30 protein-coding genes are annotated in these 24,131 nt (G+C 47.7%); 17 read left to right on the top strand and 13 right to left on the bottom strand.

Annotation, left to right across the window (positions count from 1 at the left end):
- Positions 1-24: 24 nt before the first annotated feature.
- Positions 25-861: a hypothetical protein gene (locus Q9R23_RS08715; RefSeq protein ID WP_311246871.1), complete on the bottom strand. Its 837-nt coding sequence runs from the start codon at positions 859-861 to the stop codon at positions 25-27.
- 111 nt (positions 862-972) lie between these two features.
- Positions 973-2,300 (bottom strand): IS3 family transposase gene (locus Q9R23_RS08710; RefSeq protein WP_396136364.1). Its coding sequence is split into 2 segments (ribosomal slippage): positions 973-1,922 and positions 1,922-2,300, totalling 1,329 coding nucleotides; the frame shifts between segments, so codons are not numbered across the junction.
- Positions 2,301-2,690: 390 nt separating this feature from the next.
- Between Q9R23_RS08710 and Q9R23_RS08705 the strand changes: the two genes are divergently transcribed.
- On the top strand, positions 2,691-3,131 hold the full coding sequence (locus tag Q9R23_RS08705) for a VOC family protein (RefSeq protein WP_311246870.1): 441 nt from the start codon (positions 2,691-2,693) through the stop codon (positions 3,129-3,131).
- A gap of 20 nt (positions 3,132-3,151) precedes the next feature.
- Here the strand turns inward: Q9R23_RS08705 and Q9R23_RS08700 are convergent, their stop codons facing one another.
- Together Q9R23_RS08700 and Q9R23_RS08695 are read right to left on the bottom strand one after the other, a co-directional pair.
- Entirely contained in the window at positions 3,152-4,420 is a 1,269-nt protein-coding gene (locus Q9R23_RS08700) for an NAD(P)-binding domain-containing protein (protein WP_311246869.1), read from the bottom strand.
- 36 nt (positions 4,421-4,456) lie between these two features.
- The gene (locus Q9R23_RS08695; protein ID WP_311246868.1) at positions 4,457-4,903 is read right to left on the bottom strand and encodes a MarR family winged helix-turn-helix transcriptional regulator; all 447 of its coding nucleotides are present in this window, start codon (positions 4,901-4,903) and stop codon (positions 4,457-4,459) included.
- A 111-nt stretch (positions 4,904-5,014) separates the two neighbouring features.
- Between Q9R23_RS08695 and Q9R23_RS08690 the strand changes: the two genes are divergently transcribed.
- The 6 genes from Q9R23_RS08690 (at position 5,015) to Q9R23_RS08665 (ending at position 10,123) form a co-directional block, all read left to right on the top strand.
- On the top strand, positions 5,015-5,494 hold the full coding sequence (locus tag Q9R23_RS08690) for a GNAT family N-acetyltransferase (RefSeq protein ID WP_214853640.1): 480 nt from the start codon (positions 5,015-5,017) through the stop codon (positions 5,492-5,494).
- A gap of 79 nt (positions 5,495-5,573) precedes the next feature.
- Complete coding sequence (locus Q9R23_RS08685; RefSeq protein WP_214853643.1) at positions 5,574-5,897, top strand: ArsR/SmtB family transcription factor; 324 nt, start codon at positions 5,574-5,576, stop codon at positions 5,895-5,897.
- Positions 5,898-5,946: 49 nt separating this feature from the next.
- A complete protein-coding gene (locus tag Q9R23_RS08680) occupies positions 5,947-7,242 on the top strand; it encodes an arsenic transporter (protein ID WP_311246867.1) in 1,296 nt (431 codons plus the stop codon).
- Positions 7,243-7,257: 15 nt separating this feature from the next.
- Entirely contained in the window at positions 7,258-8,916 is a 1,659-nt protein-coding gene (locus Q9R23_RS08675; RefSeq protein ID WP_311246866.1) for an FAD-dependent oxidoreductase, read from the top strand.
- A gap of 107 nt (positions 8,917-9,023) precedes the next feature.
- On the top strand, positions 9,024-9,641 hold the full coding sequence (locus tag Q9R23_RS08670; RefSeq protein ID WP_311246865.1) for a flavodoxin family protein: 618 nt from the start codon (positions 9,024-9,026) through the stop codon (positions 9,639-9,641).
- Positions 9,638-10,123, top strand: a complete 486-nt coding sequence (locus tag Q9R23_RS08665; RefSeq protein WP_251137838.1) for a YusW family protein — start codon at positions 9,638-9,640, stop codon at positions 10,121-10,123. Before Q9R23_RS08670 ends, Q9R23_RS08665 begins: the two co-directional genes overlap by 4 nt.
- A gap of 247 nt (positions 10,124-10,370) precedes the next feature.
- Here Q9R23_RS08665 and Q9R23_RS08660 read toward each other — a convergent pair whose 3' ends face one another.
- From Q9R23_RS08660 to Q9R23_RS08640, 5 genes are all read right to left on the bottom strand, one after another.
- Positions 10,371-11,156 carry an endonuclease/exonuclease/phosphatase family protein gene (locus Q9R23_RS08660; RefSeq protein ID WP_311246864.1) on the bottom strand — a complete coding sequence of 262 codons (786 nt, stop codon included), beginning with the start codon at positions 11,154-11,156 and terminating at the stop codon, positions 10,371-10,373.
- Positions 11,153-11,683, bottom strand: coding sequence for a GNAT family N-acetyltransferase (locus tag Q9R23_RS08655; RefSeq protein ID WP_214853677.1), 531 nt, complete (start codon positions 11,681-11,683; stop codon positions 11,153-11,155). Before Q9R23_RS08655 ends, Q9R23_RS08660 begins: the two co-directional genes overlap by 4 nt.
- Before the next feature lie 162 nt (positions 11,684-11,845).
- Positions 11,846-12,322, bottom strand: a complete 477-nt coding sequence (locus tag Q9R23_RS08650) for a DUF2178 domain-containing protein (protein WP_290783913.1) — start codon at positions 12,320-12,322, stop codon at positions 11,846-11,848.
- Positions 12,322-12,528 (bottom strand): helix-turn-helix transcriptional regulator, encoded by a 207-nt coding sequence (locus Q9R23_RS08645; RefSeq protein WP_035408056.1) that lies wholly within the window; start codon positions 12,526-12,528, stop codon positions 12,322-12,324. The genes Q9R23_RS08650 and Q9R23_RS08645 overlap by 1 nt, the downstream gene beginning before the upstream one ends.
- A gap of 179 nt (positions 12,529-12,707) precedes the next feature.
- Positions 12,708-12,989 carry a hypothetical protein gene (locus Q9R23_RS08640; protein WP_290758358.1) on the bottom strand — a complete coding sequence of 94 codons (282 nt, stop codon included), beginning with the start codon at positions 12,987-12,989 and terminating at the stop codon, positions 12,708-12,710.
- A gap of 173 nt (positions 12,990-13,162) precedes the next feature.
- Here Q9R23_RS08640 and Q9R23_RS08635 point away from each other — a divergent pair, with 173 nt between their 5' ends.
- The 4 genes from Q9R23_RS08635 (at position 13,163) to Q9R23_RS08620 (ending at position 14,597) form a co-directional block, all read left to right on the top strand.
- A complete protein-coding gene (locus tag Q9R23_RS08635) occupies positions 13,163-13,381 on the top strand; it encodes a hypothetical protein (RefSeq protein WP_155960153.1) in 219 nt (72 codons plus the stop codon).
- A 140-nt stretch (positions 13,382-13,521) separates the two neighbouring features.
- Positions 13,522-13,656: a hypothetical protein gene (locus Q9R23_RS08630; protein ID WP_311246863.1), complete on the top strand. Its 135-nt coding sequence runs from the start codon at positions 13,522-13,524 to the stop codon at positions 13,654-13,656.
- On the top strand, positions 13,619-14,020 hold the full coding sequence (locus Q9R23_RS08625) for a PhzF family phenazine biosynthesis isomerase (protein ID WP_311246862.1): 402 nt from the start codon (positions 13,619-13,621) through the stop codon (positions 14,018-14,020). The genes Q9R23_RS08630 and Q9R23_RS08625 overlap by 38 nt, the downstream gene beginning before the upstream one ends.
- On the top strand, positions 13,992-14,597 hold the full coding sequence (locus Q9R23_RS08620; protein WP_290758368.1) for an HAD-IA family hydrolase: 606 nt from the start codon (positions 13,992-13,994) through the stop codon (positions 14,595-14,597). Before Q9R23_RS08625 ends, Q9R23_RS08620 begins: the two co-directional genes overlap by 29 nt.
- A gap of 40 nt (positions 14,598-14,637) precedes the next feature.
- Here Q9R23_RS08620 and Q9R23_RS08615 read toward each other — a convergent pair whose 3' ends face one another.
- The 3 genes from Q9R23_RS08615 to Q9R23_RS08605 form a co-directional block, all read right to left on the bottom strand.
- Complete coding sequence (locus Q9R23_RS08615; RefSeq protein WP_056061330.1) at positions 14,638-15,819, bottom strand: MFS transporter; 1,182 nt, start codon at positions 15,817-15,819, stop codon at positions 14,638-14,640.
- An 8-nt stretch (positions 15,820-15,827) separates the two neighbouring features.
- Complete coding sequence (locus Q9R23_RS08610) at positions 15,828-16,430, bottom strand: TetR/AcrR family transcriptional regulator (protein WP_311246861.1); 603 nt, start codon at positions 16,428-16,430, stop codon at positions 15,828-15,830.
- Positions 16,431-16,548: 118 nt separating this feature from the next.
- Positions 16,549-17,304, bottom strand: a complete 756-nt coding sequence (locus Q9R23_RS08605) for a hypothetical protein (protein ID WP_311246860.1) — start codon at positions 17,302-17,304, stop codon at positions 16,549-16,551.
- A 384-nt stretch (positions 17,305-17,688) separates the two neighbouring features.
- Between Q9R23_RS08605 and Q9R23_RS08600 the strand changes: the two genes are divergently transcribed.
- From Q9R23_RS08600 to Q9R23_RS08585, 4 genes are all read left to right on the top strand, one after another.
- Positions 17,689-18,981: a methyl-accepting chemotaxis protein gene (locus tag Q9R23_RS08600; protein ID WP_311246859.1), complete on the top strand. Its 1,293-nt coding sequence runs from the start codon at positions 17,689-17,691 to the stop codon at positions 18,979-18,981.
- Between the two features lie 78 nt (positions 18,982-19,059).
- A complete protein-coding gene (locus Q9R23_RS08595; protein ID WP_290783898.1) occupies positions 19,060-19,320 on the top strand; it encodes a hypothetical protein in 261 nt (86 codons plus the stop codon).
- Between the two features lie 41 nt (positions 19,321-19,361).
- Positions 19,362-19,751, top strand: coding sequence for a hypothetical protein (locus Q9R23_RS08590; protein WP_311246858.1), 390 nt, complete (start codon positions 19,362-19,364; stop codon positions 19,749-19,751).
- Between the two features lie 409 nt (positions 19,752-20,160).
- Positions 20,161-21,102 (top strand): sensor domain-containing diguanylate cyclase, encoded by a 942-nt coding sequence (locus Q9R23_RS08585; protein WP_290783930.1) that lies wholly within the window; start codon positions 20,161-20,163, stop codon positions 21,100-21,102.
- Between the two features lie 51 nt (positions 21,103-21,153).
- Here Q9R23_RS08585 and Q9R23_RS08580 read toward each other — a convergent pair whose 3' ends face one another.
- Complete coding sequence (locus Q9R23_RS08580; RefSeq protein WP_214853713.1) at positions 21,154-21,774, bottom strand: serine/threonine protein kinase; 621 nt, start codon at positions 21,772-21,774, stop codon at positions 21,154-21,156.
- A 155-nt stretch (positions 21,775-21,929) separates the two neighbouring features.
- Here Q9R23_RS08580 and Q9R23_RS08575 point away from each other — a divergent pair, with 155 nt between their 5' ends.
- Together Q9R23_RS08575 and Q9R23_RS08570 are read left to right on the top strand one after the other, a co-directional pair.
- Entirely contained in the window at positions 21,930-23,408 is a 1,479-nt protein-coding gene (locus Q9R23_RS08575; protein WP_290750307.1) for a carboxypeptidase M32, read from the top strand.
- Entirely contained in the window at positions 23,408-24,130 is a 723-nt protein-coding gene (locus Q9R23_RS08570; RefSeq protein WP_251137840.1) for a glycerophosphodiester phosphodiesterase, read from the top strand. Before Q9R23_RS08575 ends, Q9R23_RS08570 begins: the two co-directional genes overlap by 1 nt.
- Position 24,131: the final 1 nt, after the last annotated feature.

The raw sequence follows: 24,131 nt of genomic DNA, 5'->3' as shown, positions 1-24,131 counted from the left end.
TTCAAAAGAAATACTCACTTTTTTTTATAAAATTTCGTACCAAATGCTTTCTTCTACCACTCTGGAATTATTTATCAAGTGAATGTGAAGCTTACTCGTAGAGTCTATGCGTAACTTGTTTTTATATCCTCTTTGAAGCGATGATAAGGTCGAGTTATCAGAATTATAATGGAAAATATGAATATCTTTTTGATCTTCTTCAATCAAACTTCTAAACATGCCATTGATATGTCCATCATCTCCATTGAAACCGTAGCCAACAATTGCGATTGAATCGCATTCTTTAAATTTTTCATATAGATCAACATAACGCTGAGACATGGTGATAGAAGTAAGCGGTTTAACCCCACTTTGGGTAAAAATGAATGGTACAACAATTTGTTTACTACTATCTACCTCATCAAGATTACTGATAATCCGATTTTTGTAAGGATCATAATAATCATGAACACTACCATTGAGATGATAAATACTTACATCGTGCATATCATGTTTTTGAAAAATCTCAGAAATGAAATTATTGTAGTTTGTTGTTCCGATCGCATGAATGCGCTGCTCTTTATTTAAATCGATTAAGTCATGATAAAATCCTGGTCCATTCTCGAGTTTCTCATCATCAATTGTTGCTTGTTCTAAAATGTATCTTCGGACTGTGTATAAAAAGACTGCGATTTTGGTGAACTTTGCCCATTGGGATTTAGGATTGTATAAATACCTGAAATGGCTATCGATTAAGGACTGGTAATCTAACGTTTCACAGTAGATTTGTTCTAATACGGTTTTCCCAAGTTCAATAAAAATTTTATGGGCTGAATCTGTTTCAGTAATATTTTCACGAGACTCCTCTATTACAATTTCCATTCCGATTTGTCCAACGTTTGAATAATTAATATTAAAAATCCCACTAATGTCATCAAAAATATGAACTGAGCCCTACAGTTTGGACAGTTTAATAAAAGCACCCTTAACGTTTTAAGCTGCTATGAGATGGCTTCGGTATTGTACCGGAGTCATCTTTTGTAGTTTCCATTGTCTTCGTTCGCTATTGTAATAATCAATGTAAGCATCGACCATGGCACAGACCTCATCGAGGTTAGATGCTAATTTATAATCGACATAATCTTTCAAGTGCCCAAAGAACGATTCCATCGGGGCATTATCCAGGCAGTTTCCTCTACGAGACATGGATTGAAGCATTCCCATCTCACGGATGCGTGTTTGATAAGCAGGATGCGTATAATGGAATCCTTGATCGGAATGTATCATGGCTTCCGGGTGTATATTCCCTTGAAGTCGTTCTGCGAGTTTATTCGTTGTATGAAGGACGAGTTCCATATGGAGGCTTTTAGATACATGATGTGCCATAATTTCACGTGTAGCGATATCCTTCACACAAGAAAGATAAACAGTTTGACCAGATCCAATACGGAGATAAGTGATGTCTGTGACGAATACTTTACCAGGCTCCTGCTGATCGAACCGACGGTTCAAGTGATTTGGTACAGTCTTATGTTCATATGTCGCTTTAGCGATTTTACGGTAGGCGTTCTGCCTACGGATTTTCGTCACGATTCCAAACTTCCTCATGATACGCAAAATACGTTTATGATTCATCGGTCCCCCGATAAGATCAAGCATCTCCATGTAAAGACCACGATAGCCGATTTTTCCCTTATGACGATCATGAACATGTTTCAGAAGGAGGTAGTCCGCATAGTCGCGTTCTTCCCGAAGGGAAACACTATCTGTACGTGCGAGCCAGGCGTAATAACCGCTGCGGCTCACTTCAGCGAGCATACATAGATCCGTCACGAACCGACTCGACGATTGTTTTCGTAAGACAATATTGATTGCCTGATAACGTTCAGATGCCGTTAGTTTCGGTACTTCGCCTCTCTTTCGAGAGCTTCTAGCTTTTTTAGTAATTCATTCTCCGCTGTGAGGTACTTGATTCGTGCTTCAGCTCTCGCAAGTCGTCGTTCGACGGAATCATCTTTTTTCGGTCGACCTCCAAGATTAGATTTTCCACGTCTCTCATTCAAGAGTCCTTCTTCTCCATAAATGCGATATGTCTTCCGCCACCGTTTCAGCGCTTCGTTCGGCGTTTGCTTACCGATCATGTCCAAGTCAAAGCCGCTTTCCTCAAAGATTTGTATCGGTCGCTTACCAGCTAAATTCTCACGTACAGCGTGAATCTTAAATTCTCCTTTGTATTGAATCGTACGATCTGATACAGAGGATACGTGAAGATTCGCTTCAAGTTGTTTGATTTGATCTGGATTGAAGGTGCGTCTGTTCATGAATAGTTCCCCCGTCTAAATTGAATAGGTACAGTATATCGATATCTTTAAACACAAAAAACCCCGAATGGGGTCTTTTATCAAGTGTCCACCATTCAGGGTTCAGTTCAGTCTTTTGATTAAGTGGATTTCAATTTTTTCGTTGCGGACATCGTTTTGACGGCAGAGAAGGTAATCAGACCGAATCTGACCCAAAATATGTTCTAGGTCGCAAGGACGAGAAGGTTGACGTCTTCCATGTTATTTCGACTCCTTTTCGTAAGTGGACACAATCTTTCATACTTATATTTTAATGACGATACAAACTGCAGACACTACGTCGAAACGCTCTAGATGTGCTTTCTAGCAACGGTTTGACAACATTCTGACACACTTGAGGGGGAATGACGGATGCCAATTAAACGAACGGATCATATCAGTCTGAACGTCGTGAACCTAGAAGAAGCGATTCACTTTTTTTCGCTTTGCGGGCTCGAAGTACGTGGACGATGGGAAATGGAAGGGAAGTTGCTCGATCGTTTGTTGGATCTAGACGGTGCAAAGACGGAATGTGTTGCTCTTGGGTTACCAGGTGAAGCAATCTGGCTCGAACTGGTTCGGTTCAAACGACCAGTTGAGACGTCCACTGTCGTCCAGACCGTTTATTCCAGTGGTTTACGTCATCTCTGTTTTGAAGTGACAGGACTCGATACACTCCTCAAACGGTTAGCGAATCATGGATATCAACCGATTGGGGACGTCGCGAATTACGAAAATGAGTATAGCCTATGTTACATAAGAGGACCAGAAGGTGTGATCATAGAGCTAGCAGAAAAAATCGGACCTGTCTAAGACTGGTCCGATGTATATTTTTAAGAGCAACAGGAAGTCGATGATTGTGGCAGAGAAACGTTGCACACACCCGTCTCTGGTAATGATAAATTGACCTGCTTGGCACGTGCCTCATCTCCGACAAGAAAAGCAACGATTGATCGAACTTGTTCATAACCGGTAGCAAGCAGGAAGGTCGGAGCACGACCGTAACTCTTCGCACCGACCAGATAAAGTCCGTGATCAGGATGACGTAACTCCGCTTCCCCATGTGGACGGACAGTTCCGCAACTATGAAAGTTCGGATTAATCAGAGGAGCAAGTACTCGACTACTCTCGGTGACAGGATCGATATCAAGCCGTACTTCCTCGAGGAACGAAAAGTCGGGTCGACTTCCTGCGTTGACGATTAGCTGATCGATGTGATGGAGGGATCGACCATCTTGCGCAGTGATGCCAAACGACTGTCCTTTTGATTCAATGGATTGGGTCTTGAAGTTGGAGTGAATCCTAATCTGATCTCCTTCAACGAGCTGACGGATACGTGAACCGAGTGCCCCGCGACCTTCCAGTGCATCCTTATCTTCGCCGCCGTAAGCTTGAACGGGATCCGATTTGCGAAGGATCCAATGAATCTCCGTTTCAGGGTGGTGCGCTTTAATGGAAACGAGTTCAAGGAGCGAGTTCAAAGCCGAGTGCCCGCTACCGATGACAGCGACGGATTGATTCGCGAAAACAACAGTATCACGTTTCCCATCTACGATCGAATACCGGACAGGTAAGTTCTGCTCGATTTCGACTCGATGACCAGAACTGATAGCAGGGTTTGGTCGCCGGAGGACGCCAGATGCATCGATGACCGCGCGAGCGAGAATATGTTTACGTCCATTCGGCGTGTCCATGACTAATTCAAACGGCGTCACTTCGCGTGAGGCATTCGTCATCTTGTCTAGACCTGCCCGTGAGATCGAGAGAATCTCATGTTGGAAATGTAGGAAAGGAGCAATTTCCGGTAAAGCAGCAAGTGGGGCAAGATATTGATTGATTAATTCAGTACCGGTCGGCACAGCATCGTCCGTTGGGGCGCTCCAGTCCGTCAACTCGAGCAAATGACGTGCTGCATCACTGATATTGTATTGCCATGTTGAAAACATCCGAACGTGTTCCCATTTTTTGACCTGATGCGCAATCGAAGGACCTCTCTCAAATAATAAAAACGATTGACCTTCCACTACAAGTTGAGCTGCAGCTGCAAGACCGATCGGTCCGGCACCGATGATGACGATTGGGTGGGAAGAACCGTATGGCATGAATAAAACCTCCTTTTTGTTTGTAAATTGCAAGTATTAGAGACATGGTTTACAACAGATGTCACTCTCGCCCATCTTCGTATTAAGCAAGTCGATTGCCTGGAGGACATGTGCTTTTTCGAAGGAAGTCATTGATGAGAAGATGGCATCCAGATACGTGTTCATCTCTTCGTCGATGGCTTGAGCAACACGCAATCCTTTTTCGGACAGGCGAAGTAGGTGAATTCGCCGATCGTTGATCGCGGGACGCTTTACTAGTAGGTCTCGTTTAATCAATGTTTGTACTTGTCGGCTGAATGTAGTGATATCAAGAGCGAGTTGGTCAGCAATTTCTTGCATCGAGGAATCTGGGTGTTTCGCGACTTGATATAATAAATGGCTTTGGACAAGTGAAATATCTTCATCCAGAAAGGCGCAGCAATTCTTGTTAAGCAAACCAAAGCGGCGGGTGAACGTTTGAAACAACTCACGTGTCTCAGTCATGTAAAGTCTCCTTTCAAAATATCGTTGATGAGTCAGTTATACGATAAATATTTGCATTTTGCAAGTAAATAGATGATGATTTAATTAATCAGACGAAAAGGAGGATTTTGGATGTACGTTCGATGGATGAAAGAAGAGGATCGTCTTCAAGTGATTGAGATTTATCGTCAAGGGATTGAAGATCGAAATGCGACATTCGAGATGACGATTGATTCGGATGCATTTTGGAATGCGATCACCCAATGTGAACGATTCGTATTGATAAAGGAAGACTCTATTGTCGGTTGGGGAAAGTTGAGTCGGATATCTGAACGAACTGTTTACAGTGGGATTCGAGAAGTCAGTATCTATGTAGAACGCTCCGTCCGTGGTAAAGGCGGTGGTCGACTTTTGTTAGAGACGATGGTTCATTTTGCGGACACTCAAGGCATCTGGACGCTTCAGTCTCAACTGTTTCCTGAAAACGAGGCAAGCAGACGCTTGCATGAGCGACTCGGATTCGAACTTGTCGGTCGACGGCGTGCGATTGCAAGACATCATGGAGTATGGCGCGATGTGTTGTTGTTGGAACGTCGAAACGATTTACGGTGAAAGGACATTGCATAACTATCATGTTATATAATAATATGGTTATGTCATCGAACGAAATCGAGAAAGAGGGGAAACCGATATGTCATCCATCACCGCCGATCATTCGACCATAGAAGTCAGTCAGTTTCTGAAGTTGCTCTCAGATCCGACCCGACTTGAAATCATCCGACGTCTTGCGGTGCGAGAGCATTGTGTCTGTGACTTCGTTGATTTGTTTGGCATCTCACAACCGGCAGTCAGTCGTCATCTCAAACTACTTCGGTCAGCTGGTGTCATTTTGGAAAGACGGGAGCGCCAATGGAACTACTTTCGACTAAATTCAGAGCATGGGCAGCATGACCTGTTGCGACGAATCCTCGAACAAGTGGGCGTAGCAGACGTTCCTAATACAATAACGTGTTAATCGCAGTCCTCATACGACTGCTATCAAATGAAGAAATGAAGTGAATTAATTGACAGCATCACAATGGCTAGCGATCGGAATATTTCTGATCACCTTATTTTTGATCATCAAACAACCGAAAGGGCTCGGCATCGGGTACTCGGCAATCGGGATGGCGATTGTCGCACTTTTAACGGGCGTCGTCGAACTGGGAGACGTCGCGACCGTCTGGGGGATCATCTGGAATGCGACGTTCACCTTCATCGCTTTGATCGTCATCTCGTTGATCTTAGATGAGATCGGCTTCTTTGAATGGGCCGCGTTACATATGGCCCGGATCGCTCGCGGTGGCGGTCTGAAACTCTTCATCTACATGACGTTACTCGGTGCTCTTGTCTCGGCCTTGTTCGCGAATGATGGGGCTGCCTTGATCCTGACACCGATCGTCCTCGCGATGGTCCGTCATTTGAAGTTACCGGATGCGGTCGTCCTGGCGTATGTCTTCGCCTCCGGCTTCATCGCCGACACGGCGAGTCTTCCGTTCGTCATCTCAAACCTCGTCAACATCGTCTCGGCGGACTTCTTTCACATCGGCTTTACGGCGTATGCGGCGCGGATGGTCTTTGTCAACGTCTTTTCAGTCGCGGGAAGTCTACTCGTCTTGTATCTCTATTTCAAGAAGCAGATCCCGAAACTTTATGCTGTCGAGGATTTGGCGCAACCGACGTCTGCGATTAGAGATATACGGATGTTCCGTGCTTCGTGGATCGTCCTTGGTTTGTTGCTCATCGGGTATTTCACGAGTGATGCAATCGGCATTCCGGTCAGTCTCGTTGCTGGCATCATCGCCGTCTTCTTCTTATTCCTGGCGCAAAAATCACCAAGCGTCCCGACGAAGAAGGTCCTTGCCGGTGCCCCGTGGGCGATCGTTTTCTTCTCGCTTGGCATGTATATCGTCGTCTACGGTCTGCGCAATGCGGGGCTGACTCAAGTCCTTGCGGAGTTGATCGAGTGGATGGCGACGAACCTCGCATCGGCGACGTTCGGAATGGGCTTCCTTGCCGCTCTGTTATCCTCAGTCATGAACAATATGCCGACCGTCATGATCAATGCGTTATCAATCGAGCATACGGCAACGACGGGTGCGATTCGTGACGCCTTAATCTACGCGAATGTCATCGGTAGCGATCTCGGTCCAAAAATCACGCCGATCGGCAGTCTCGCGACATTATTGTGGCTCCATGTCTTGCGCTCGAAAGGAGTCCGGATTGGGTGGGGACAATATTTCAAAATCGGTACCGTCTTGACGATTCCGACGCTCGCCATCGCGTTGCTCGGGCTCTATATCAGCTTACTGCTCTATTAAAAGGAGGACGTTTCTATGACAAAACTACTTATCATCGGCTCGGTCGCTGCCGGCACATCGGTCGGGGCGAAGGCACGCCGCAATAGTGAAGACTTAGAGATCACGATCTACGACCGGGACGAGGACATCTCCTATTCCGGTTGTGGCATTCCCTATTTCGTCGGTGGTGAGATCGCTGAGCTCGATGAATTGACACCACGCGACGCGGCGTTCTTCAAGAAACGTTACAACATCGACGTCAAGACGCGTCATAACGTCGAAGCGATCGATCATGAGACGAAGACAGCAACGATCCGTCATCTGAATACGGGTGAGACATTCACGGATACGTACGATACGCTCGTTTTCGCGACGGGTGCCTCTAGCATCATTCCGCCGCTACCGGGCGTCGATCTCGAAAACATTTTTCCGGTACGTAACATCCGCAATGCGGAAGCGATTCGTCGGTACGTCGACGCGCAAGCTCCAAAACGTGCTGTCATCGTCGGCGGCGGATTCATTGGACTCGAGATGGCGGAGCAGTTGACGTATCGCGGAATCGAAGTGACGCTCGTCGAACGATTGGCGCAAGTCATGCCACCGCTAGACGTTGATATGGCAAAACGCGTTAGTGACCATCTCGAAGCGAACGGCGTCATCTTGCGACTCGGTGAGTCCGTCGCTTCGTTCGAAGGGGAGAAAACGGCTCGTGCAGTCGTTCTTGCAAGTGGCGAGACGATCGAGACGGATCTCGTCATCCTGTCAGTCGGTGTCAAACCAAACACGCAACTCGCACAAGAGATCGGCGTGACGATTGGACAGACCGGTGCGATCGCCGTCAATCGACAGATGCAAACGAACATCGAGGACGTTTATGCGGTCGGCGATGTCGCCGAGAGCTTTTCGCTCATCACCGGTCAACCCCTTTACCGCCCGCTTGGTTCGACGGCAAACAAGATGGGACGAATCGCTGGGATGGTCATCACTGGTGAAGCGATTGAACACCGGGGAATCCTTGGAACGGGTATTTTTAAAGCATTCGATTTGACGGTCGCCCAGACCGGATTGACTGAAAAAGAAGCCCGCGACGCCGGGTATGATATCGAAGTGTTACACAACATCAAGCCGGATCGTCCGGAATATCTCGGCGGGAAAGAAATGGTCATCAAGGCGATCGCAGATCGGAACGATGGTCGTGTCCTCGGTGCCCAAATCGTTGGTCCGCAAGGGGTCGATAAACGGATCGATGTCCTTGCGACCGCAATCAGCTTCAAAGCAAAAGCGGAAGACTTATTCCATCTTGATCTGGCCTATGCGCCGCCATTCTCGACGACGAAGGACCCCATTCTTTACACCGGGATGGCCCTCGATAACGCGATCAAACGAACGGCCCGTCTGAAAACACCGAATGCTTTGATGGAAGAGGTCGCTGCGGGCAATGTCTTCCAAATCATCGATACGCGGTCACGCGCTCAGTTCGAGAAGAGTCATGTCGACGGGGCAATCCATATTCCGCTCGGTGAGTTACGTGAGCGGGCGCAGGAACTTGATCCGACGGTACCGACGATCGTTTACTGCAATAAAGGTGTCACAGGAAACGCGGCACAGAACGTCTTGAAGAATCTCGGGTTCAGGGACGTCTGTAACTTATCCGGTGGCAATCAAAACTATCAACACATCAAGTCTTGTCTCTGACGAGGAAAGTCTTCGCGAAGGCGGAGGCTTTTTTGTTTACTTAAGATCGGAATCAGGAAAGGATTAAGGACGAGGAACATGTCAATTCAATAGGGGAGGATGAATGGATGGTACGCGCTTTATTTTTGAACTGTACTTTAAAAGCATCACAAGAACCATCGAATACGGAAGCGTTGATTCGTGACGTGATCGCGTACTGGGAGCATGAGGACGTCGATTCAGAAATCATCCGTGTCGTCGATCATCAAGTCGCATTCGGTGTGACGGAAGATGAAGGAAATGGCGACGAATGGCCTGCACTCTTCGACAAAGTCAAACAGGCAGATATCGTCGTCATCGGGACGCCGCTGTGGCTCGGTGAAAAAAGTAGTGTCGCGACACAAGTCATCGAACGATTATACGGGGGAAGTGGCTTGACGAACGACGTTGGACAAGCCATCTATTATAACAAGGTCGGTGGTGTCATCGTCACCGGCAACGAGGATGGGGCGAAACACGCGTCCGCGTCGATTTTATACGGTCTGTCGCACATTGGATTCACGATTCCCCCCAATGTCGATGCGTACTGGGTCGGTGAAGCGGGACCTGGACCGTCTTACATCGAAGCCGGACGTGACAATGACTTCACGAAACGGCATGCCCAGTTTTTAGCTGCCAATCTTTTGCATCTTGCTCGGCTATTGAAAGTGCATCCGATTCCAGCAGAAGGGAATGTGATGGAATGAAGAGAGGATATGTTACAGGATATGGTGTTGCGACCTTATTTGCGATGAGTTTAATGGTAGCAGGATGTGGGAACGACGAAACGGCGACGGACAAGGTCGAGGACGGATCTACAAACTCGAATACGACCGACAATACGATGAAAGATAAGGATGCGGTCACGAAAAATGCAGATACGGATTATGGATTCACCAGTTTATCGATTGAAGCGGACGTCAACGGGGATATGGACGCAATCGACATCAGCTATGACCGAGAGAATGACGGCACGGAAGCCGAATACCAGTATAAAGATGAAAACAAACGCGGGGACGCGGCGATGACGGAACTCGACGCGAAGTTCAAGAACTTAAAAGTAGATGCGGATACATCTGAGAAAGATGTCATCGCGGAAGTGGAGCGTGTATTTGCGATTCAAGATGCGTCCCGCCTCGAGGTAGAGATTGACTTCTCGGACGGAACAGAAAAAGAATATAAAAAATAAACGACGGGGCTGACTCACATGTCATCCTCTAAAGATAAGGGTGGCAGAATGATGATCTGCCACCCTTATCTCGTAAAAAAAATGACGCGTCACACGCCACTCCTACAGGAAAAAGTGCATTATGCGCTGTCAGAGACGAACAAGACCCGCTTTCCTGCTTGAATGAAGCAAGAAAACTGGCTTGTGTCTCGCCTGAGGAAAAGGCGTAAAAAGACGCGTCATTCTTTTTTGAGTCAGCCTCGTCGTTTTAGTGAATCGTCATATGAGCGAGGACCCCATAATGATCACTTGGTATGACGTGATGGGGCAGTCGTTCATGTCCGATCAATTGAACGCGTTGTAAGGTCACTGGTGCCGGTGAGCGTTGACACAGCAACCAATCGTACCGGGCAGGTGTCGTGATTCCGTCATTCTTTTTAGCATACGAATTCGTCATAGGATCAAGAGTCACAGGAGCAAGTTGACCGGTCCGCATGGCAAAACTGTCAGCGAGATCGACCCACTCATTAAGCGTTGCTTGATGCAGAGAAGAATTTGGACAATCATTAAAGTCACCACCAAGGAACTCGACCGTCGCGTCATCTGTTTGTGAGGCAATCCATTCGTTGACGAATCGAAGTTGATCGAGTCGAATGTCTGAAGCACGCCAGTTGAAATGAATGTTCGTCACGGCAAATCGAACACCTTCAATCGAAAACGGAATCCGAATCGCACAGTGATGGTTGATGTTTGCTGTCGCTGCGGCACTCGCATCCGTTCGCTCAAACGGCAGTTTCGTTAAAATGGCAAGTCCTTCATCCGGTGAATCCATATAAGGATCCATCATCCAATACGGATAACCGGTCGCCTCTGCGAGATGTTCGGCGATTGAGACGAACGGTTCATCCGGATGAAACGTCGACATCACTTCCTGCAGAAGAAGAACATCCGGTTGATGCTGATTGATTTCCGCACACAATGCCGCAAACCGTTCCTGACGCTTGTGTGGATGATGCCAAATGTTATACGTCGCGATCGATAATGAGAGTCTCATAACGCTAAGCCCATCAGGACGGTATCATAATAACAGCCGTCCGACAGCAACCGATCGTGGCGTAGTCGTCCTTCTTCTAGGAAACTGTGGCGCTGGTAGAGTCGGATCGCCCCGTGATTCGTCTCGACGACTTCGAGTTGGATTTTCAGAAGCGACTGCGTCTTCGCCCAAGCGATCATCCGGATCGTCAATTGGGTGCCGATTCCTTGTCCCCAATCCGAACGCAGGACACCTAAGCCGAACGATGCTTTATGAGCAAAGCGCTTTAATGCAAATCCACGACACCTGGCGTAAGCAATGAGTTGTTCCTCCCGTTCAACGACGAGGATTTGATCCGGAACCAATGAATTGTGTAACTGATCAACGAAATCGGTCGCCGTCATCACGTCCTCACCAGGCATCCGGTCGAAGTACTCCGTTTCCGCGTCGAGTGCTTGACGTAGTACAGCAAGTGCTTCAGCATCACTAAGACGAGCCGGACGAATGTGGTAACGTTGCGTATTAAATGAGTGGTGCGTCGTCTGCATATATTAACCTCCCATCTAGATAGAATATGCCATCATTGTGGCATTGTTGTCGGATTGTAATCGGTCACATGTATATGCTAGGGAAACGGTGTATCACGAAGAGGGTCAACTGACGGACCATCCGGAGCAGGCGCAAACTCAATAGTCCTTCGTCAAACGATGTTAGCGGCGAACGTGGACGATCCAAGCGGTCATATAGGTAAGGGTTCCAACCGATAGGACGAGCGCGATCGCATAAAACGGAAACGAAGGATACCGTTCAAGTAGTGGCTGTTCAAATAAAAAGGCAATCATCAGGATAGGAAGACTGATCAAAAAAGCAACGTACGCCGCGCGGGTCGCCTTACCAGTGATAAGGGCTTCTCGTTCGTCCGAGTCAGAGAATTCTGCTGTTGACGTCGACCATTTTGAAAATGACCGGGAGCGATCCGTTCGTGAGAGATAGCCAATGCATGAGACGACAATAGCGATGATGACCAGTGGCAGCATGATGCTGAGATCGAGCTCAAACGACAGACCGGTACCGGATACAGGATCATCTTGAAATAATTGAAGTTTGTCATGAATCGCACTGATGAGAGACGCAGCTAAAAAATAGAGACAACAATTTAAAACAGATTGGGTTATGACGCGGTTCATCAAGACTCCTCCTCTAATTGAAATAATTCCTCCACTGGTCGATCGAAGACGCGAGCAATTTGCATTGCGAGTAATAAGGATGGCGTATAGCTGCCTTTTTCAAGCGAGATGACGGTCTGGCGTGTCACGCCGATCCGTTCAGCGAACTGTTCCTGCGTCCACTTCTGTTGTTGGCGGTAAATCCGGACTTGATTCGTCAGCTTCATCCAGCGACCTCCTTTCCAGTTATCTGTATTGTAAAGTCTGTTTTACATTTTGTAAAGTAGACTTTACTTTTTAGATGAGAAAAAGCCAATGAATCAAGACGATCCATTGGCGTAGTCGTAAGCGATACATTCAAATTGGTTTATATTGCAATGGGAATGAAGCGAGCCATTCGCAAACATTACATGACGTGCGGCGTTACAATGATGGCTATGAGACATACGAACGTCGTAATGACGTGATGTCGTCGTAAGGACAAGGGAAGCAAAACAAGCCCTGCGATCGTGACACCAGTAACGATCCATCCTAAAAGAAATTCCGTGTCATGGGAAGCGATCGGAATACTCAATAGATACGCTGTCGCGTGCGGAAAGTAGCCCAATGCATCAAAAAGGATCCCGCTAAAAACACCAATCAATAGCAAACCGATCGCTAGCTGAAACCGTTTTTTGGATTTAATCATATAGATGCTCCTAATCTGTTGGTTTGACGCATGACTTCGTGATCGGTGCGTCTACCTTCTAGTCATTCGTCAAAATGAATCGAATTCCTGTCTGTTATCTTTCTCGGAACTTTATCAAAAATCCTTGCTTCTATGCACCAATCGGAATATTCAGATAATAATCGGGTATCATCATGAAAACACCATCGCCGATTCAGTGGAAAGGAGAAGAGAAGATGATGCCTGAACTGATACCGGATGACCGGGAGCTCGAACGAAGGATTCGAATCGTCCATCTGTTGCGAAAACTGGGTAAAACAGACGAAGCGATTGCAAGGTCCCTCTATGTACCGATCGAATGGGTCCAGTCGATTTATGAAGAAGACGACTGGCAGCAAATGCAATCATCCTAAGGCAAGGGCGTCTCGTCCTTGTTTTTTCATCTGTTCTGTTAGACTTATCTAATAAACATGAAATCAGGATGTCAGAAATCAAAGACACATAACAACACGGTGCGTGATCTGAAAATTGGACAGGAGGAGACAGATGATTGATGCACTATGATATATTTACGACGACACCAGGAACCGGTAATCCAGCCGGAGTCGTCTTAAACGCCGATTCGCCGTCTCGTCGATTTTCAACGGATGATGCCAGATCATCAACAATTTGCATCCGTTTTGGCTGACTATCCTCAAGCATCGATTCACCACATCTGTTTCGATACATATGATGCGCAGGCGACTTTACACGGACGTCGCTTCTCAGCAACGGGATCAGGTAGCGTCGAAGATCCGGTAACAGGAACGGCGAGTGGTGTGATGGGTGTCTATTACCGAAAATTCATGAAGCCATCCGTCTCAGAAACGATGATCACCGTCGAGCAAGGACATGAGATAGGACGATCAGGTCAGGTGAGAATCCATGTCTCCGGTCAAGGACTTAATCACAACGACTGGAAGGTCGAGATGGACGGGAAAGCCGTCTTTGTTGGTGTTAAGAAAGTGGGAGAGGAAGAGGCAGATGTTGAAACACTTCATTTGGGATTTTGACGGCACCTTGTTCGATACCTATCCGGTGTTGATCGATGTTTTCGTGGACATGCTCGAGAGCGAGGGGCAATCGGTCGATCGAGAACGTGTCGCTGAGCTGATGGCGATCTCGGCAAAGACGATGTATGAGGCGTTTGCGGTGTCCGAAGCGTTCATTACGAACTACAAACAACAAAAGGCGACGATCGAGCGCGAACGGTCCGGTCCGTTTCCAGGAATTCATGAATTGCTTGAGACATTATCGGCAAGTGGTGCGACGCATCATATCGTCACCCATCGCGGAACATCCATTCATGCGCTGCTTGCAAAACACGAATTGACGCATCATTTTCAAGACATCCTGACTGCAGAACATGGCTTCGTCCGTAAGCCGGATCCGGAAGCTGTCACGTACTTGATTCATCGGCATCAGATGGCTCTAGACGAGACGATCATGATCGGAGACCGGGAACTCGACGTCTTAGCGGGACATCGTGCGGGTATTGCCACATGTCTGATCAACGAACGACCAAATGAGACGGTTGCGACCTATACGGTACCGACGCCTGAACAATTACACGAACGATTGCTGACATAACGACAGCCCCGCTTCCAGAGATGGGAACGGGGCTGTTTTTTTAAGAAGACAAACGATCCGATTCAGTTACTTCAGTACGTGGTGCATGCCAGAAGTATGTCAGTAAAATACCGACCGCAAGCATCATCGTCGCGAAATAAAACGGATAGTTAAGGTTGACGTCAAACAATAATCCGCCGACGATCGGTCCGAGAATATTCCCGATACTCGTAAACATCGAGTTCATTCCACCGACAAAACCTTGTTCATCCCCGGCAATCTTCGAAAGATAGGTCGTGACGGCAGGTCTCATCAAATCAAAGCCGACGAAGACGACCATCGTCACGAGAATGATCGAGACATAGTTCGTCACGAACGTCATCAAGACGACGAGCAACGTCGAACCGATCAAACTGTAACGGATCAAGCGAATCTCACCGAACCAACGTGTCAAACGATCGAACAGCCCGACTTGGACGATGACACCGACAATCGCACCAAGGGAGATCGCAAGCGCGATATCTTTTGCCGTGAAACCGAACTTCCGGTCAACGAACAGCGCGAACAAGGACTCGAACGAGGCGAGGCCGAACGACGAGATCAATAGGACTAGGAAAGCGATGAAATAGAGCGGACTAAATACTTTCCGAAAACCCGTCTGTTGTTTGATGGTCGTCGCCTCATAATGACGGTTAGGTTCCTTGAGCGTAAAGATAGATAACACCATTGCCGTCAGACCGAACGCGGCAGCAAAGAAGAACGGCGTCCGCGTGCCGAGGTCAGCAAGGAACCCGCCGATCCCTGGTCCAATGATGAAACCGGTCGAGATGGCGGCAGACATATAGCCAAGCGCTTTCGGACGGGTTTCGTTCGTCGTGATGTCAGCGATGAAAGCGGTGACAGCCGGCATGATGAAGGCCGCACTGACACCACCAAGAATCCGTGACGCGAACAGGACTTCGACCTGTTGACCGAGACCGAACAAGAGCTCAGACATGCTGAAGATGAATAAACCGATGATGATCATTGGCTTGCGTCCGTACTTATCGACGGCACGTCCTGCAAGCGGGGACAGAATCAATTGCGCGAAGGCGAAGGCAGATACCATGTAACCGACCGTCGCCCCGGAGATGCTTAACTCATTCATGATCGTCGGTGTGACAGGAATGACGAGTCCGATTCCGAGAAAAGCGATGAATAAGTTGAGCAGGAGTGTACTTAAAATCAATGTATTGTTTTGCATAGGTCACCTCAATTGTTTGGAATCGTTTTCGACATGCCACGCCAGAAGATTGGCCAGACGGCTTGCTGTCTAGCATGAAAGGCGTCGACGCCGTTATAGACAAGTTCTGTCAGCGTACCTTCAGCGACCGTCAAATAAGCAAGCGCTGCACTTTTGTAGTCCGTCGAATAGAGAATCTGTTCCGTTCGGTCACGTTCGCGTAACAGACGCGTCAATAAATCATGCAGTGAATCGAAGAATGGGTTGAAGCGATCGGTCATCTCTTGTTCGAGTTTTTCAGGTGGAAAATAGGCTGCCCGAAGGATGAATCGCATCAGGACATCATCCTGCTGCTCTAATATGAACCAATCGAAGAAGCCGTGCAAGGATTGCTCGAGCGGTTGCTGTCGTGTTTTTGTGAAATACGTAGCGAAACGACGCTTTTGTTCCTGCAAGGCATATGTCGTCGCTTGCAGAAAGAGGTCGTCTTTGCCTTTATAATGCGCGTAGATGGACGGTTTTTTGATACCGACTTCTGTTGCGATCTCTTGTAGCGATGCTCCTTCATAGCCGTGCGCTGCAAAATGATGGATGCTCGTCTGTAATAATTGTTGTGCTTTCAGATAAATCACCTTCCTAACGGTCGTTAGGTAATACTGTAACAGGAAATTTCATGGGCAGTCAATAAGAGTGTCTTACCATATAAAAAAACTGACTCTGCCATGGCGGAATCAGTTTTATAAGGAATCATTATTTATTCATGACACGACCGCGTGTTGCGACGCGTGAACCGACAATCCCAGCGAACGACGTGAAGATCAGTGTCAGAAGGAGACCGACGAACGCCCAGATCGAAACTTTCGATGCCGTTTGTGTCGCTTGTTCCGTTTGCTGACGAACATCTTGAACCGTTTTCTTCAAGTCAGCTGATCTCTCGTCAAATGTTTGTTTCGCATTATTGATTTGTTGCGTTGTTTCTTTTGTTGCCGTGTTTAAACCATCGACAATGTTTTGCGTCGCTTTATCTGCTTCGGCGCCTGTAAGATCCGTGTTCTTCGCAACTGCGTCAGCGATTTTCTTTCCATCGAGTTCCTTCGTATCGATACCTGAGACGTTTTTCGTAACGGAGTCGAACCCTTTCGTCGCAGCGTCTTTAGCAGTCGACGCGACAGACCCGATGCCGCTACCGGCAGCTCCACCGACTGTTCCGAGTAATGAACCGACCGATTGTAACGTATTGACGGTCGTAAACGACAAGAGAGCGAACAAGAGGATGACGCTCGTCGACCAAGTCAAAAATCCGTGAATGAGACCGGCTCGAGCTGACGTCACACCAGGAACGAATCCGGCAACGAATAACGAAATGAGCAATGACAGAATCGCCCAGATGATCAAGCCTGTTCCGACGCCATCGAACGGGTTATACGACGTGACGTCCGTGACGCCGAGACCGATCGCCGATCCAATCAGACTGAAAAGAATCAATAAAGATAAGAATGATACCACACCGGCAAAAATTGAACTCCATGAAATGTTACGACCCGCATCGTCCGCTTCCGCTCGGAAGTGAGATGAAAAGCCTTTATTTGTTTTTTTCCATAATCAGCACTACCTCTCCCAAAATTAATCTTTCAAGTTTGAGATGTTCATGAATAGCAAAGCTTCACCTCAAGTTTCTTACGCGCATAGCTCTTATATTTCCGGGAAGTCACAATGAAAAACCTAGTATTACAGTTACATGATTAATGATCGTATGAACCTCAAAATGTCCGAAATATTCCAACATGCAATTACCATGACATGTAGAAAGAGACTAACGTATCCCTTTAAAGGTCAATCAACGGTGACGATATAAGAGGTGAAGTGAATTTAAAACAAGGAGATGAATATATGAATTGGTTTAAGAAATCACCTTCACCTTCCTTTGACGCGCTCATTGAAGTCGAACGCACTCATGTCATATTGAATGTTCCAGCATCTTTACATGAACAATTACGTCTAATCGGTCTAAACGCCATCGATTTACAAATTGCACGAGTCATCCGCGAGGATGTTTCCCGTTGGATGCCGAGCATGGTCGATGCGTTCTACGAGGAGTTAGTCCGGGTTCCGTCTCTCCGTCAGTTGATTGAAAAACATTCGACACTCGAACGATTGAAAGGCACTCTCGCTCGGCACATCTTACAAATGTTCGATGGTCAGGTGACAATGGACTACATCGAAGCCCGGCGCCGGATTGCTGAACGGCATGTTCGGATTGGTTTGCACAATAAATGGTACATCGCTGCCTTCCAGAAAGTCTGGAATGTTCTCAGTGAGAAGATTGACGACAGTGCTTGGCCGGAAGCAGAGCGTGTCCGAATCATGCGGGCAGCGGGAAAACTATTCAACCTCGAACAACAGATCGTCATGACGATGTATGAGGATCAAATCGATGAAGAACGCCAAGCGATCGCGACAGCAAAACAACACGTCGGGGATGGCGTTCAAAAATCGACCGAGGAACTCGCTGCGATGAGTGAGGAGTCGTCAGCAAACTTCCAAGAGATTGAACGGCACGCTAAACACGTCTCAACGACGACAAACGCGATTTCGATCCAGTTGACGGAAGCGGTCAGTGAAGCAGAAGCGGGCGTCGTCCTGGTTGAAGAAGAGACACGGCACTTTGAGCATGTCGTTGCAGATTTATCACGGACGACCGAACAAGTCGCTGAACTGTCTCGTCTGTCGCAGGAAATCGAACGGATCGCTGGGATGGTGACGACGATTTCTGATCAGACGAATCTACTCAGTTTGAACGCCTCAATCGAAGCGGCACGTGCCGGGGAGATGGGACGCGGGTTCACCGTCGTTGCGCAAGAAATTCGGAAGCTTGCCGAAGAGAGTAAACAGTCGGCAACAGAGACGTCGCGGATCGCCCAAGAGATTACGCAAAAGATGCTCGTCGTCTCAGAGCGGATGGGAACGACGGAGACAGCGGTCGTCCGGACGACGACAGAGATGCAACAAGTCGTCCGTGCCTTTTCAAGGATTTCGGAACAGACCGACAATGTCTCGCGGCAAATTCATGAACTATCGACTGATACGAAGGATGTCGCCGGCACGATCGAAGGCATGCGTAAGATTGCAGAAGCTATTGCTGAGACAGCGGATGATTTACAAGAAGTCGCCGCGACCCTCTGATTTAGTCCTCCTTTCCATGTGAAAGGAGGACTTTTTTGACGCTTTATGGAAAAATAGAGTTGGAGGTGTGGAAGGTTCATGGTGCAGAGTCTATTATTGATTGTTTTATGCTTTTTCGCTTTGATCGGACATTACCTGACGACAGGGGAACTCGCTCCACGTGAGGTGTACGGATTACTTGGTTTAACCGTCGTCGCTTTCTTGAACGGTAGAGTCGAATGGTGGCAAATCCGGTGTGATTTGCGTTATCGTAGACGAGAGGCAGAGGTGTCCGTTCGCTTAGCGGACCGGGCGACGCAAAAGACGAATACGGTTTTCTCGCGCATGAACAATGGCTGACGTTCTCACGACGTTATGCCACGTGGTGGCAGGCGATCCTTGTGCGCTTCAAGAAGTTTGAATCGTTTTTCCTCGATGTAACGTTCGACGGAGAAGGAACCCTTCTTCAAATTAAAGAAACGAGAACGGAATGGCTTCGCAATACGACACATTTCGTGATTCGTAAAGATGGACGTGACGTCGGTACAATCCGTACCGATCCGGCACTTCGTCAGCAATTGCGGCTACAAGAAGTCTTACTCGTCTCGTATGCCGGTCAGGAGTATCAGATTCGTTCCTCGACAGTCACGAGAAAGATCGGTGTTCATCAGAACGGGGACTGCATTGCGACGAGTTCACGACACAGGACACAACTTCACTTTGATTGTGAGACGAATATACGTCTATTAGCTGTCGCAAGCACGATCGTCTTTCGACTTGTTTATTCATAATTATTTTATTTCAAATACCTTTATTATAACAAAAATAAAATGAAACAGTTTCAAGGGAGTACGGCGTTACATACTAAAATACTCTTATTACGAAAAATCCAACTGTCTGATACGGAAGCGATGTTTAGAACGGATTGTGGAACAATGGAAATGGTAGCGATGCATTAGCTGCAGTCCTTGCCTTTGGTTTTCAAGAAACGCTCCTTTATAAGGTTTCAGTCGCCCATAATATCGATAAAGCTCCAGGAGGAATCATGCAGAAGGTCGGTATGATTCAAGAAGGACTATATGGGTGATGATTCGCAATGCGACTGGAAAATATAAGGATTGTGCAATCGATGGGCTGCTTCGTGAAACATATAATCTAAAAAAGAACGAATAACGAAAGAGGTGTGATACGTTGCAAGAAATGACACTGTATCGGAATTTTAACGAACTGGCAGATGATGTATTGGAATTAGCGAAAGAGATTCTACCTGACCAATTGTTGTATTTAACGACGATCGAAGAAAACCAACAGATGATTTTACGACTCTCAAATGATCATCAACGAATCGAGATTCGAGCAGGACAAGTGTTCGAGATGGAAAAGACACTTTGTCGTCACATCAATTTCGAAAAGAACGAACCCATCTGGTATGAGTCCATCAGCGATGACGAGCGCTTAGAAGATATGCAGGACGCATTAAAAGCGTTACAGATCGAGTCCTATCTCGGGATTCCGATCAGCTTAACGAATGGTCAACCCTTTGGTACGTTGTGCGCTGTCCATTATGAAGCAAGTCAATTCGAAGAGAAGAGCATTCAACTTCTCCAACGGATCGCGAAACTGTTTTCGTATTACCTTGAGCTCGAACAGTTTGCTTGGAAGGACACGCTAACACAATTGTATAACCGACGTTATTTGATGAGACAGTGGGAAACGGAACAGCAACATTCCGGTGCGCTGTTTTATCTTGATCTTGACGGATTCAAGCAAGTGAACGACGTGTATGGGCATGAGACCGGCGACAAAGTCTTGATCGACGTCGCGAAACGACTACAGGATAGTACACGTTCTTATGAAGACGCGTTTTCTGTACGGATCGGGGGAGACGAGTTCTTGATTCGTTTCACCCATCAGAAGACGAAAAAGGAGTACGAACGAATTGCGCAGCAGCTCCTTCAGAAACTTGGAACATGGCAGACGCCATACGCTGTCTCGACCAGCATCGGGATCGTGCTATTTGATGATGAAACCATTAAGCTAAAAACGATCATTCAACAGGCAGACCGTGCGTTATATGCCGCAAAAAAAGACGGTAAGAATACGTTTCGTTTTGCGGATGCTGTCTCACATCGCGTCCAATAATCAACGAAAAAACGCGATGTTTCCTCACAAGGAGGAGCATCGCGTTTTCAATTAACCGGTCTTTCGAATCGATTCGAACAAGCGTCCCTTATAGACATCAGCGATCGTATTGAGGAACGTCTCGCTCAGTTTTTTCGGGAAGAACGGTTTTGCATAGACATACTGGTAGGCTTTCTTCAAATCATCCCATTGTGTACACGGTTCGGTTTGACGGAACCTTGCGACATCGATGATCCGTGCTCCATTTGCCGTTAACAAAATATTGCGTAGATGAATATCTGATGGATTAAGACCTACGGCACGTGCCTCTGCTAGCGCTGCATCGACAGTCGTCAAGACGGATTCTGGAATATAGGTCCCGCTGACGAGGCATTCGAATAACGTTTGTCCTTCGATGTATTCGAGCACAAGGTAATCGGGTCCATATTCGAACATCCTCGCATACGTCGAAAACGTCGTCAGTTGTTCATAAATGCCACCTTCTAACTCAGCGAGAGGACGAAATGACGGATAGAACTTCTTGATGACGCGGTCGGTGCCACGAACCCGGAATACATAGGCGCTACGACCGGTGCCGATCCAGTCGAGCTCTTTTGGGAGATGTTCGATCGTACAGACCGGTCCCGTTTCTTTCAACTGAATCAACTCGGCTATCTCAGCGTCTGTCTTCACTGTTGCCACTTCCTTTCGCTCTGCTTGATCGTATGGTCATTATACGCTTATCTGACGGGAAAAGTTTCAAAAATCATTCGTGTGTGAAAGTTTTGAACATTTTGTGATATGCTAAAAATGCTACACTGTTACATACTTCAAGGGGGTCTATAATCATGTCAACGACACAACAATGGCGCGACCATTTTGATGGTCTTCGCGCATACGAAGAAGCCGTCGCATTACTATACTGGGATATGCGGACATATATGCCGGATCAAGGTGCAGCGAATCGTTCCGCTTCGATCGGGTTCCTCTCAACAGAAAGCTTCCGTCGCCGGACAGGGAAAACGTACCAACAATTACTGGCAGCGATGGAGCAAGAGACGCTGACGGGCATCGAAGCGATCTCGTTTGCGAAAGCAAAAGAAGCATTCGATCGCGACTCGAAGATTCCAGAAGCCGAGTATCAAACGTTCATCACGTTGATTTCGGAAGCCGAGAGTGTCTGGGAAAAGGCGAAGGACGCGAATGATTGGTCGATGTTTGAACCATATCTCGAGAAAATCGTCGCGATGGAACGCCAGTTCGTCGAGTATTGGGGTTATGACGCGCACCCATATGACGCGCTCCTGCATGACTATGAGCCAGGGATGACGGTCGCAACACTCGATCCATTATTTGCGGAACTCCGTCAAGCAATCATTGGTTTGCTCAGTCAACTCGAAGGAAAAGACTTCCCGACGCTTGATTGGTCAGCGGACCGCGAGACACAGATCGCCTTGAATCAAGAATGGCTCCGTGATATCGGTTATGACTTCACGTCCGGTCGATTGGATGAGACGGTTCACCCGTTCCAAACGACGATTAACCGGAAGGATGCGCGGATCACGACGAAATATGATGAGAACGACTACCGGAACTCCGTCTTCGGCACGATGCATGAAGCCGGACACGCGACGTATGAGCAAGGTATCGAACCGGAACTCGATTCACTTGGTCTCGGTGAAGGTGCTTCGATGGGGATCCACGAATCACAATCACTGTTCTTCGAGAATTTCATCGGACGTAATCAAGGCTTCTTATCAGCACGTTATCATGGTCTACAACAAGCAATCCCGTCGCTTGCTGACGTCCCATTTGAACGCTTCTACGCAGCGGTCAACGAAGTCAAACCGTCACTCATTCGGATCGAAGCCGATGAATTGACATATGCCCTTCATATCATCATTCGGTACGAGCTTGAAAAACGCCTGATGACGAAAGAACTCGAAGTGAAGGATCTCCCGCAAGAATGGAACCGTCTCTATAAAGAGTATCTCGGCGTCGATGTCCCGAGTGACGATAAAGGCGTCTTACAAGACGTCCACTGGTCAGGTGGATCGTTCGGTTACTTCCCAAGTTACGCGCTCGGTCTCGTCTACGCGGCACAATTGAACGAAGCGCTTCGTCGTGACGTCGAAAACGTCGATGGTCTGATTGCAGCTGGTACTCTCGCACCAATCAAAAGCTGGCTGAAGGAAAACATTCACCGTCACGGGAAATCGAAGACACCGGCTGAACTAATCGAAGCAGCAACGGGTCAATCGATCTCGGTCGCACCCCTCGTCAACTACTTGACGAAGAAATACACGCGTGTCGTCGAGGCACTCTGATGTTATGGTTTGCACACCGCGGTGTCAGTGACCGTTTTCCTGAGAACACGCTTGAAGCAATCGCCGCTGCGATCGAAGACGACGTCGATGGTGTCGAGTTCGATGTCCATTTCTCAAAGGATGGTGTTGGTGTCATCATTCATGACGAGACTGTCAACCGGACGACGAACGGGACAGGGCGTGTGATCGACATGACGGTCGCTGAACTGCAAGCACTCGATGCCGGAGCACGTTTCAAAGGAGAAGCGATCAAGACGAAGATTCCGACGCTTGACGAAGTACTCGCAATCCTCGCACCAGCGACACTGCGGCTCAACATCGAGCTGAAGACGGATACGATTCGCTATGATGGCATTGAGGCGTATGTCCTCGAGCGTTGCGCGGCGCACGGCATTGCGACGGATCGGTTGTTGTTCAGTTCGTTCAACCATTATTCGGTTGCTCTGATTCGCAAGCTTGACCCGAGCGTCGAGACGGCGATTCTGTATCCCTATCCGATCTATCATCCGGAAGAACAAGCCCTCCGGATCGGTGCGACAGGGATTCATCCCGATTACCGACGCGTGACGGAGGCGGATGTCGCGTTCGCTCACGCAAAAGACGTCACGGTCCGGGTCTATACCCCGAAGACGATCGCCGATGTCCATCAGATGCAAACGATCGGTGTTGACGCCGTCATCGTCAATGATCCAAAAGGAATGCGCGACACACTCGAAGGATGAG

The sequence above is a fragment of the Exiguobacterium sp. BRG2 genome (assembly GCF_031844245.1).
Taxonomy (GTDB): domain Bacteria; phylum Bacillota; class Bacilli; order Exiguobacteriales; family Exiguobacteriaceae; genus Exiguobacterium_A.
The sequence above is the reverse complement of the archived record's forward strand: the minus strand, read 5'-3'. Positions and strand labels throughout refer to the sequence as shown.

Coding starts and splice junctions, on each gene's coding strand:
- Q9R23_RS08640 (WP_290758358.1), bottom strand. CDS start 12,989: ATGATTAAATCCAAAAAACGGTTTCAGCTAGCGATCGGTTTGCTATTG.
- Q9R23_RS08635 (WP_155960153.1), top strand. CDS start 13,163: ATGAAAACACCATCGCCGATTCAGTGGAAAGGAGAAGAGAAGATGATG.
- Q9R23_RS08705 (WP_311246870.1), top strand. CDS start 2,691: ATGCCAATTAAACGAACGGATCATATCAGTCTGAACGTCGTGAACCTA.
- Q9R23_RS08655 (WP_214853677.1), bottom strand. CDS start 11,683: ATGCAGACGACGCACCACTCATTTAATACGCAACGTTACCACATTCGT.
- Q9R23_RS08585 (WP_290783930.1), top strand. CDS start 20,161: ATGACACTGTATCGGAATTTTAACGAACTGGCAGATGATGTATTGGAA.
- Q9R23_RS08615 (WP_056061330.1), bottom strand. CDS start 15,819: ATGCAAAACAATACATTGATTTTAAGTACACTCCTGCTCAACTTATTC.
- Q9R23_RS08620 (WP_290758368.1), top strand. CDS start 13,992: ATGTTGAAACACTTCATTTGGGATTTTGACGGCACCTTGTTCGATACC.
- Q9R23_RS08595 (WP_290783898.1), top strand. CDS start 19,060: ATGGTGCAGAGTCTATTATTGATTGTTTTATGCTTTTTCGCTTTGATC.
- Q9R23_RS08715 (WP_311246871.1), bottom strand. CDS start 861: ATGGAAATTGTAATAGAGGAGTCTCGTGAAAATATTACTGAAACAGAT.
- Q9R23_RS08625 (WP_311246862.1), top strand. CDS start 13,619: ATGCCAGATCATCAACAATTTGCATCCGTTTTGGCTGACTATCCTCAA.
- Q9R23_RS08670 (WP_311246865.1), top strand. CDS start 9,024: ATGGTACGCGCTTTATTTTTGAACTGTACTTTAAAAGCATCACAAGAA.
- Q9R23_RS08575 (WP_290750307.1), top strand. CDS start 21,930: ATGTCAACGACACAACAATGGCGCGACCATTTTGATGGTCTTCGCGCA.
- Q9R23_RS08650 (WP_290783913.1), bottom strand. CDS start 12,322: ATGAACCGCGTCATAACCCAATCTGTTTTAAATTGTTGTCTCTATTTT.
- Q9R23_RS08660 (WP_311246864.1), bottom strand. CDS start 11,156: ATGAGACTCTCATTATCGATCGCGACGTATAACATTTGGCATCATCCA.
- Q9R23_RS08600 (WP_311246859.1), top strand. CDS start 17,689: ATGAATTGGTTTAAGAAATCACCTTCACCTTCCTTTGACGCGCTCATT.
- Q9R23_RS08570 (WP_251137840.1), top strand. CDS start 23,408: ATGTTATGGTTTGCACACCGCGGTGTCAGTGACCGTTTTCCTGAGAAC.
- Q9R23_RS08690 (WP_214853640.1), top strand. CDS start 5,015: ATGTACGTTCGATGGATGAAAGAAGAGGATCGTCTTCAAGTGATTGAG.
- Q9R23_RS08665 (WP_251137838.1), top strand. CDS start 9,638: ATGAAGAGAGGATATGTTACAGGATATGGTGTTGCGACCTTATTTGCG.
- Q9R23_RS08685 (WP_214853643.1), top strand. CDS start 5,574: ATGTCATCCATCACCGCCGATCATTCGACCATAGAAGTCAGTCAGTTT.
- Q9R23_RS08630 (WP_311246863.1), top strand. CDS start 13,522: ATGCACTATGATATATTTACGACGACACCAGGAACCGGTAATCCAGCC.
- Q9R23_RS08695 (WP_311246868.1), bottom strand. CDS start 4,903: ATGACTGAGACACGTGAGTTGTTTCAAACGTTCACCCGCCGCTTTGGT.
- Q9R23_RS08675 (WP_311246866.1), top strand. CDS start 7,258: ATGACAAAACTACTTATCATCGGCTCGGTCGCTGCCGGCACATCGGTC.
- Q9R23_RS08700 (WP_311246869.1), bottom strand. CDS start 4,420: ATGCCATACGGTTCTTCCCACCCAATCGTCATCATCGGTGCCGGACCG.
- Q9R23_RS08645 (WP_035408056.1), bottom strand. CDS start 12,528: ATGAAGCTGACGAATCAAGTCCGGATTTACCGCCAACAACAGAAGTGG.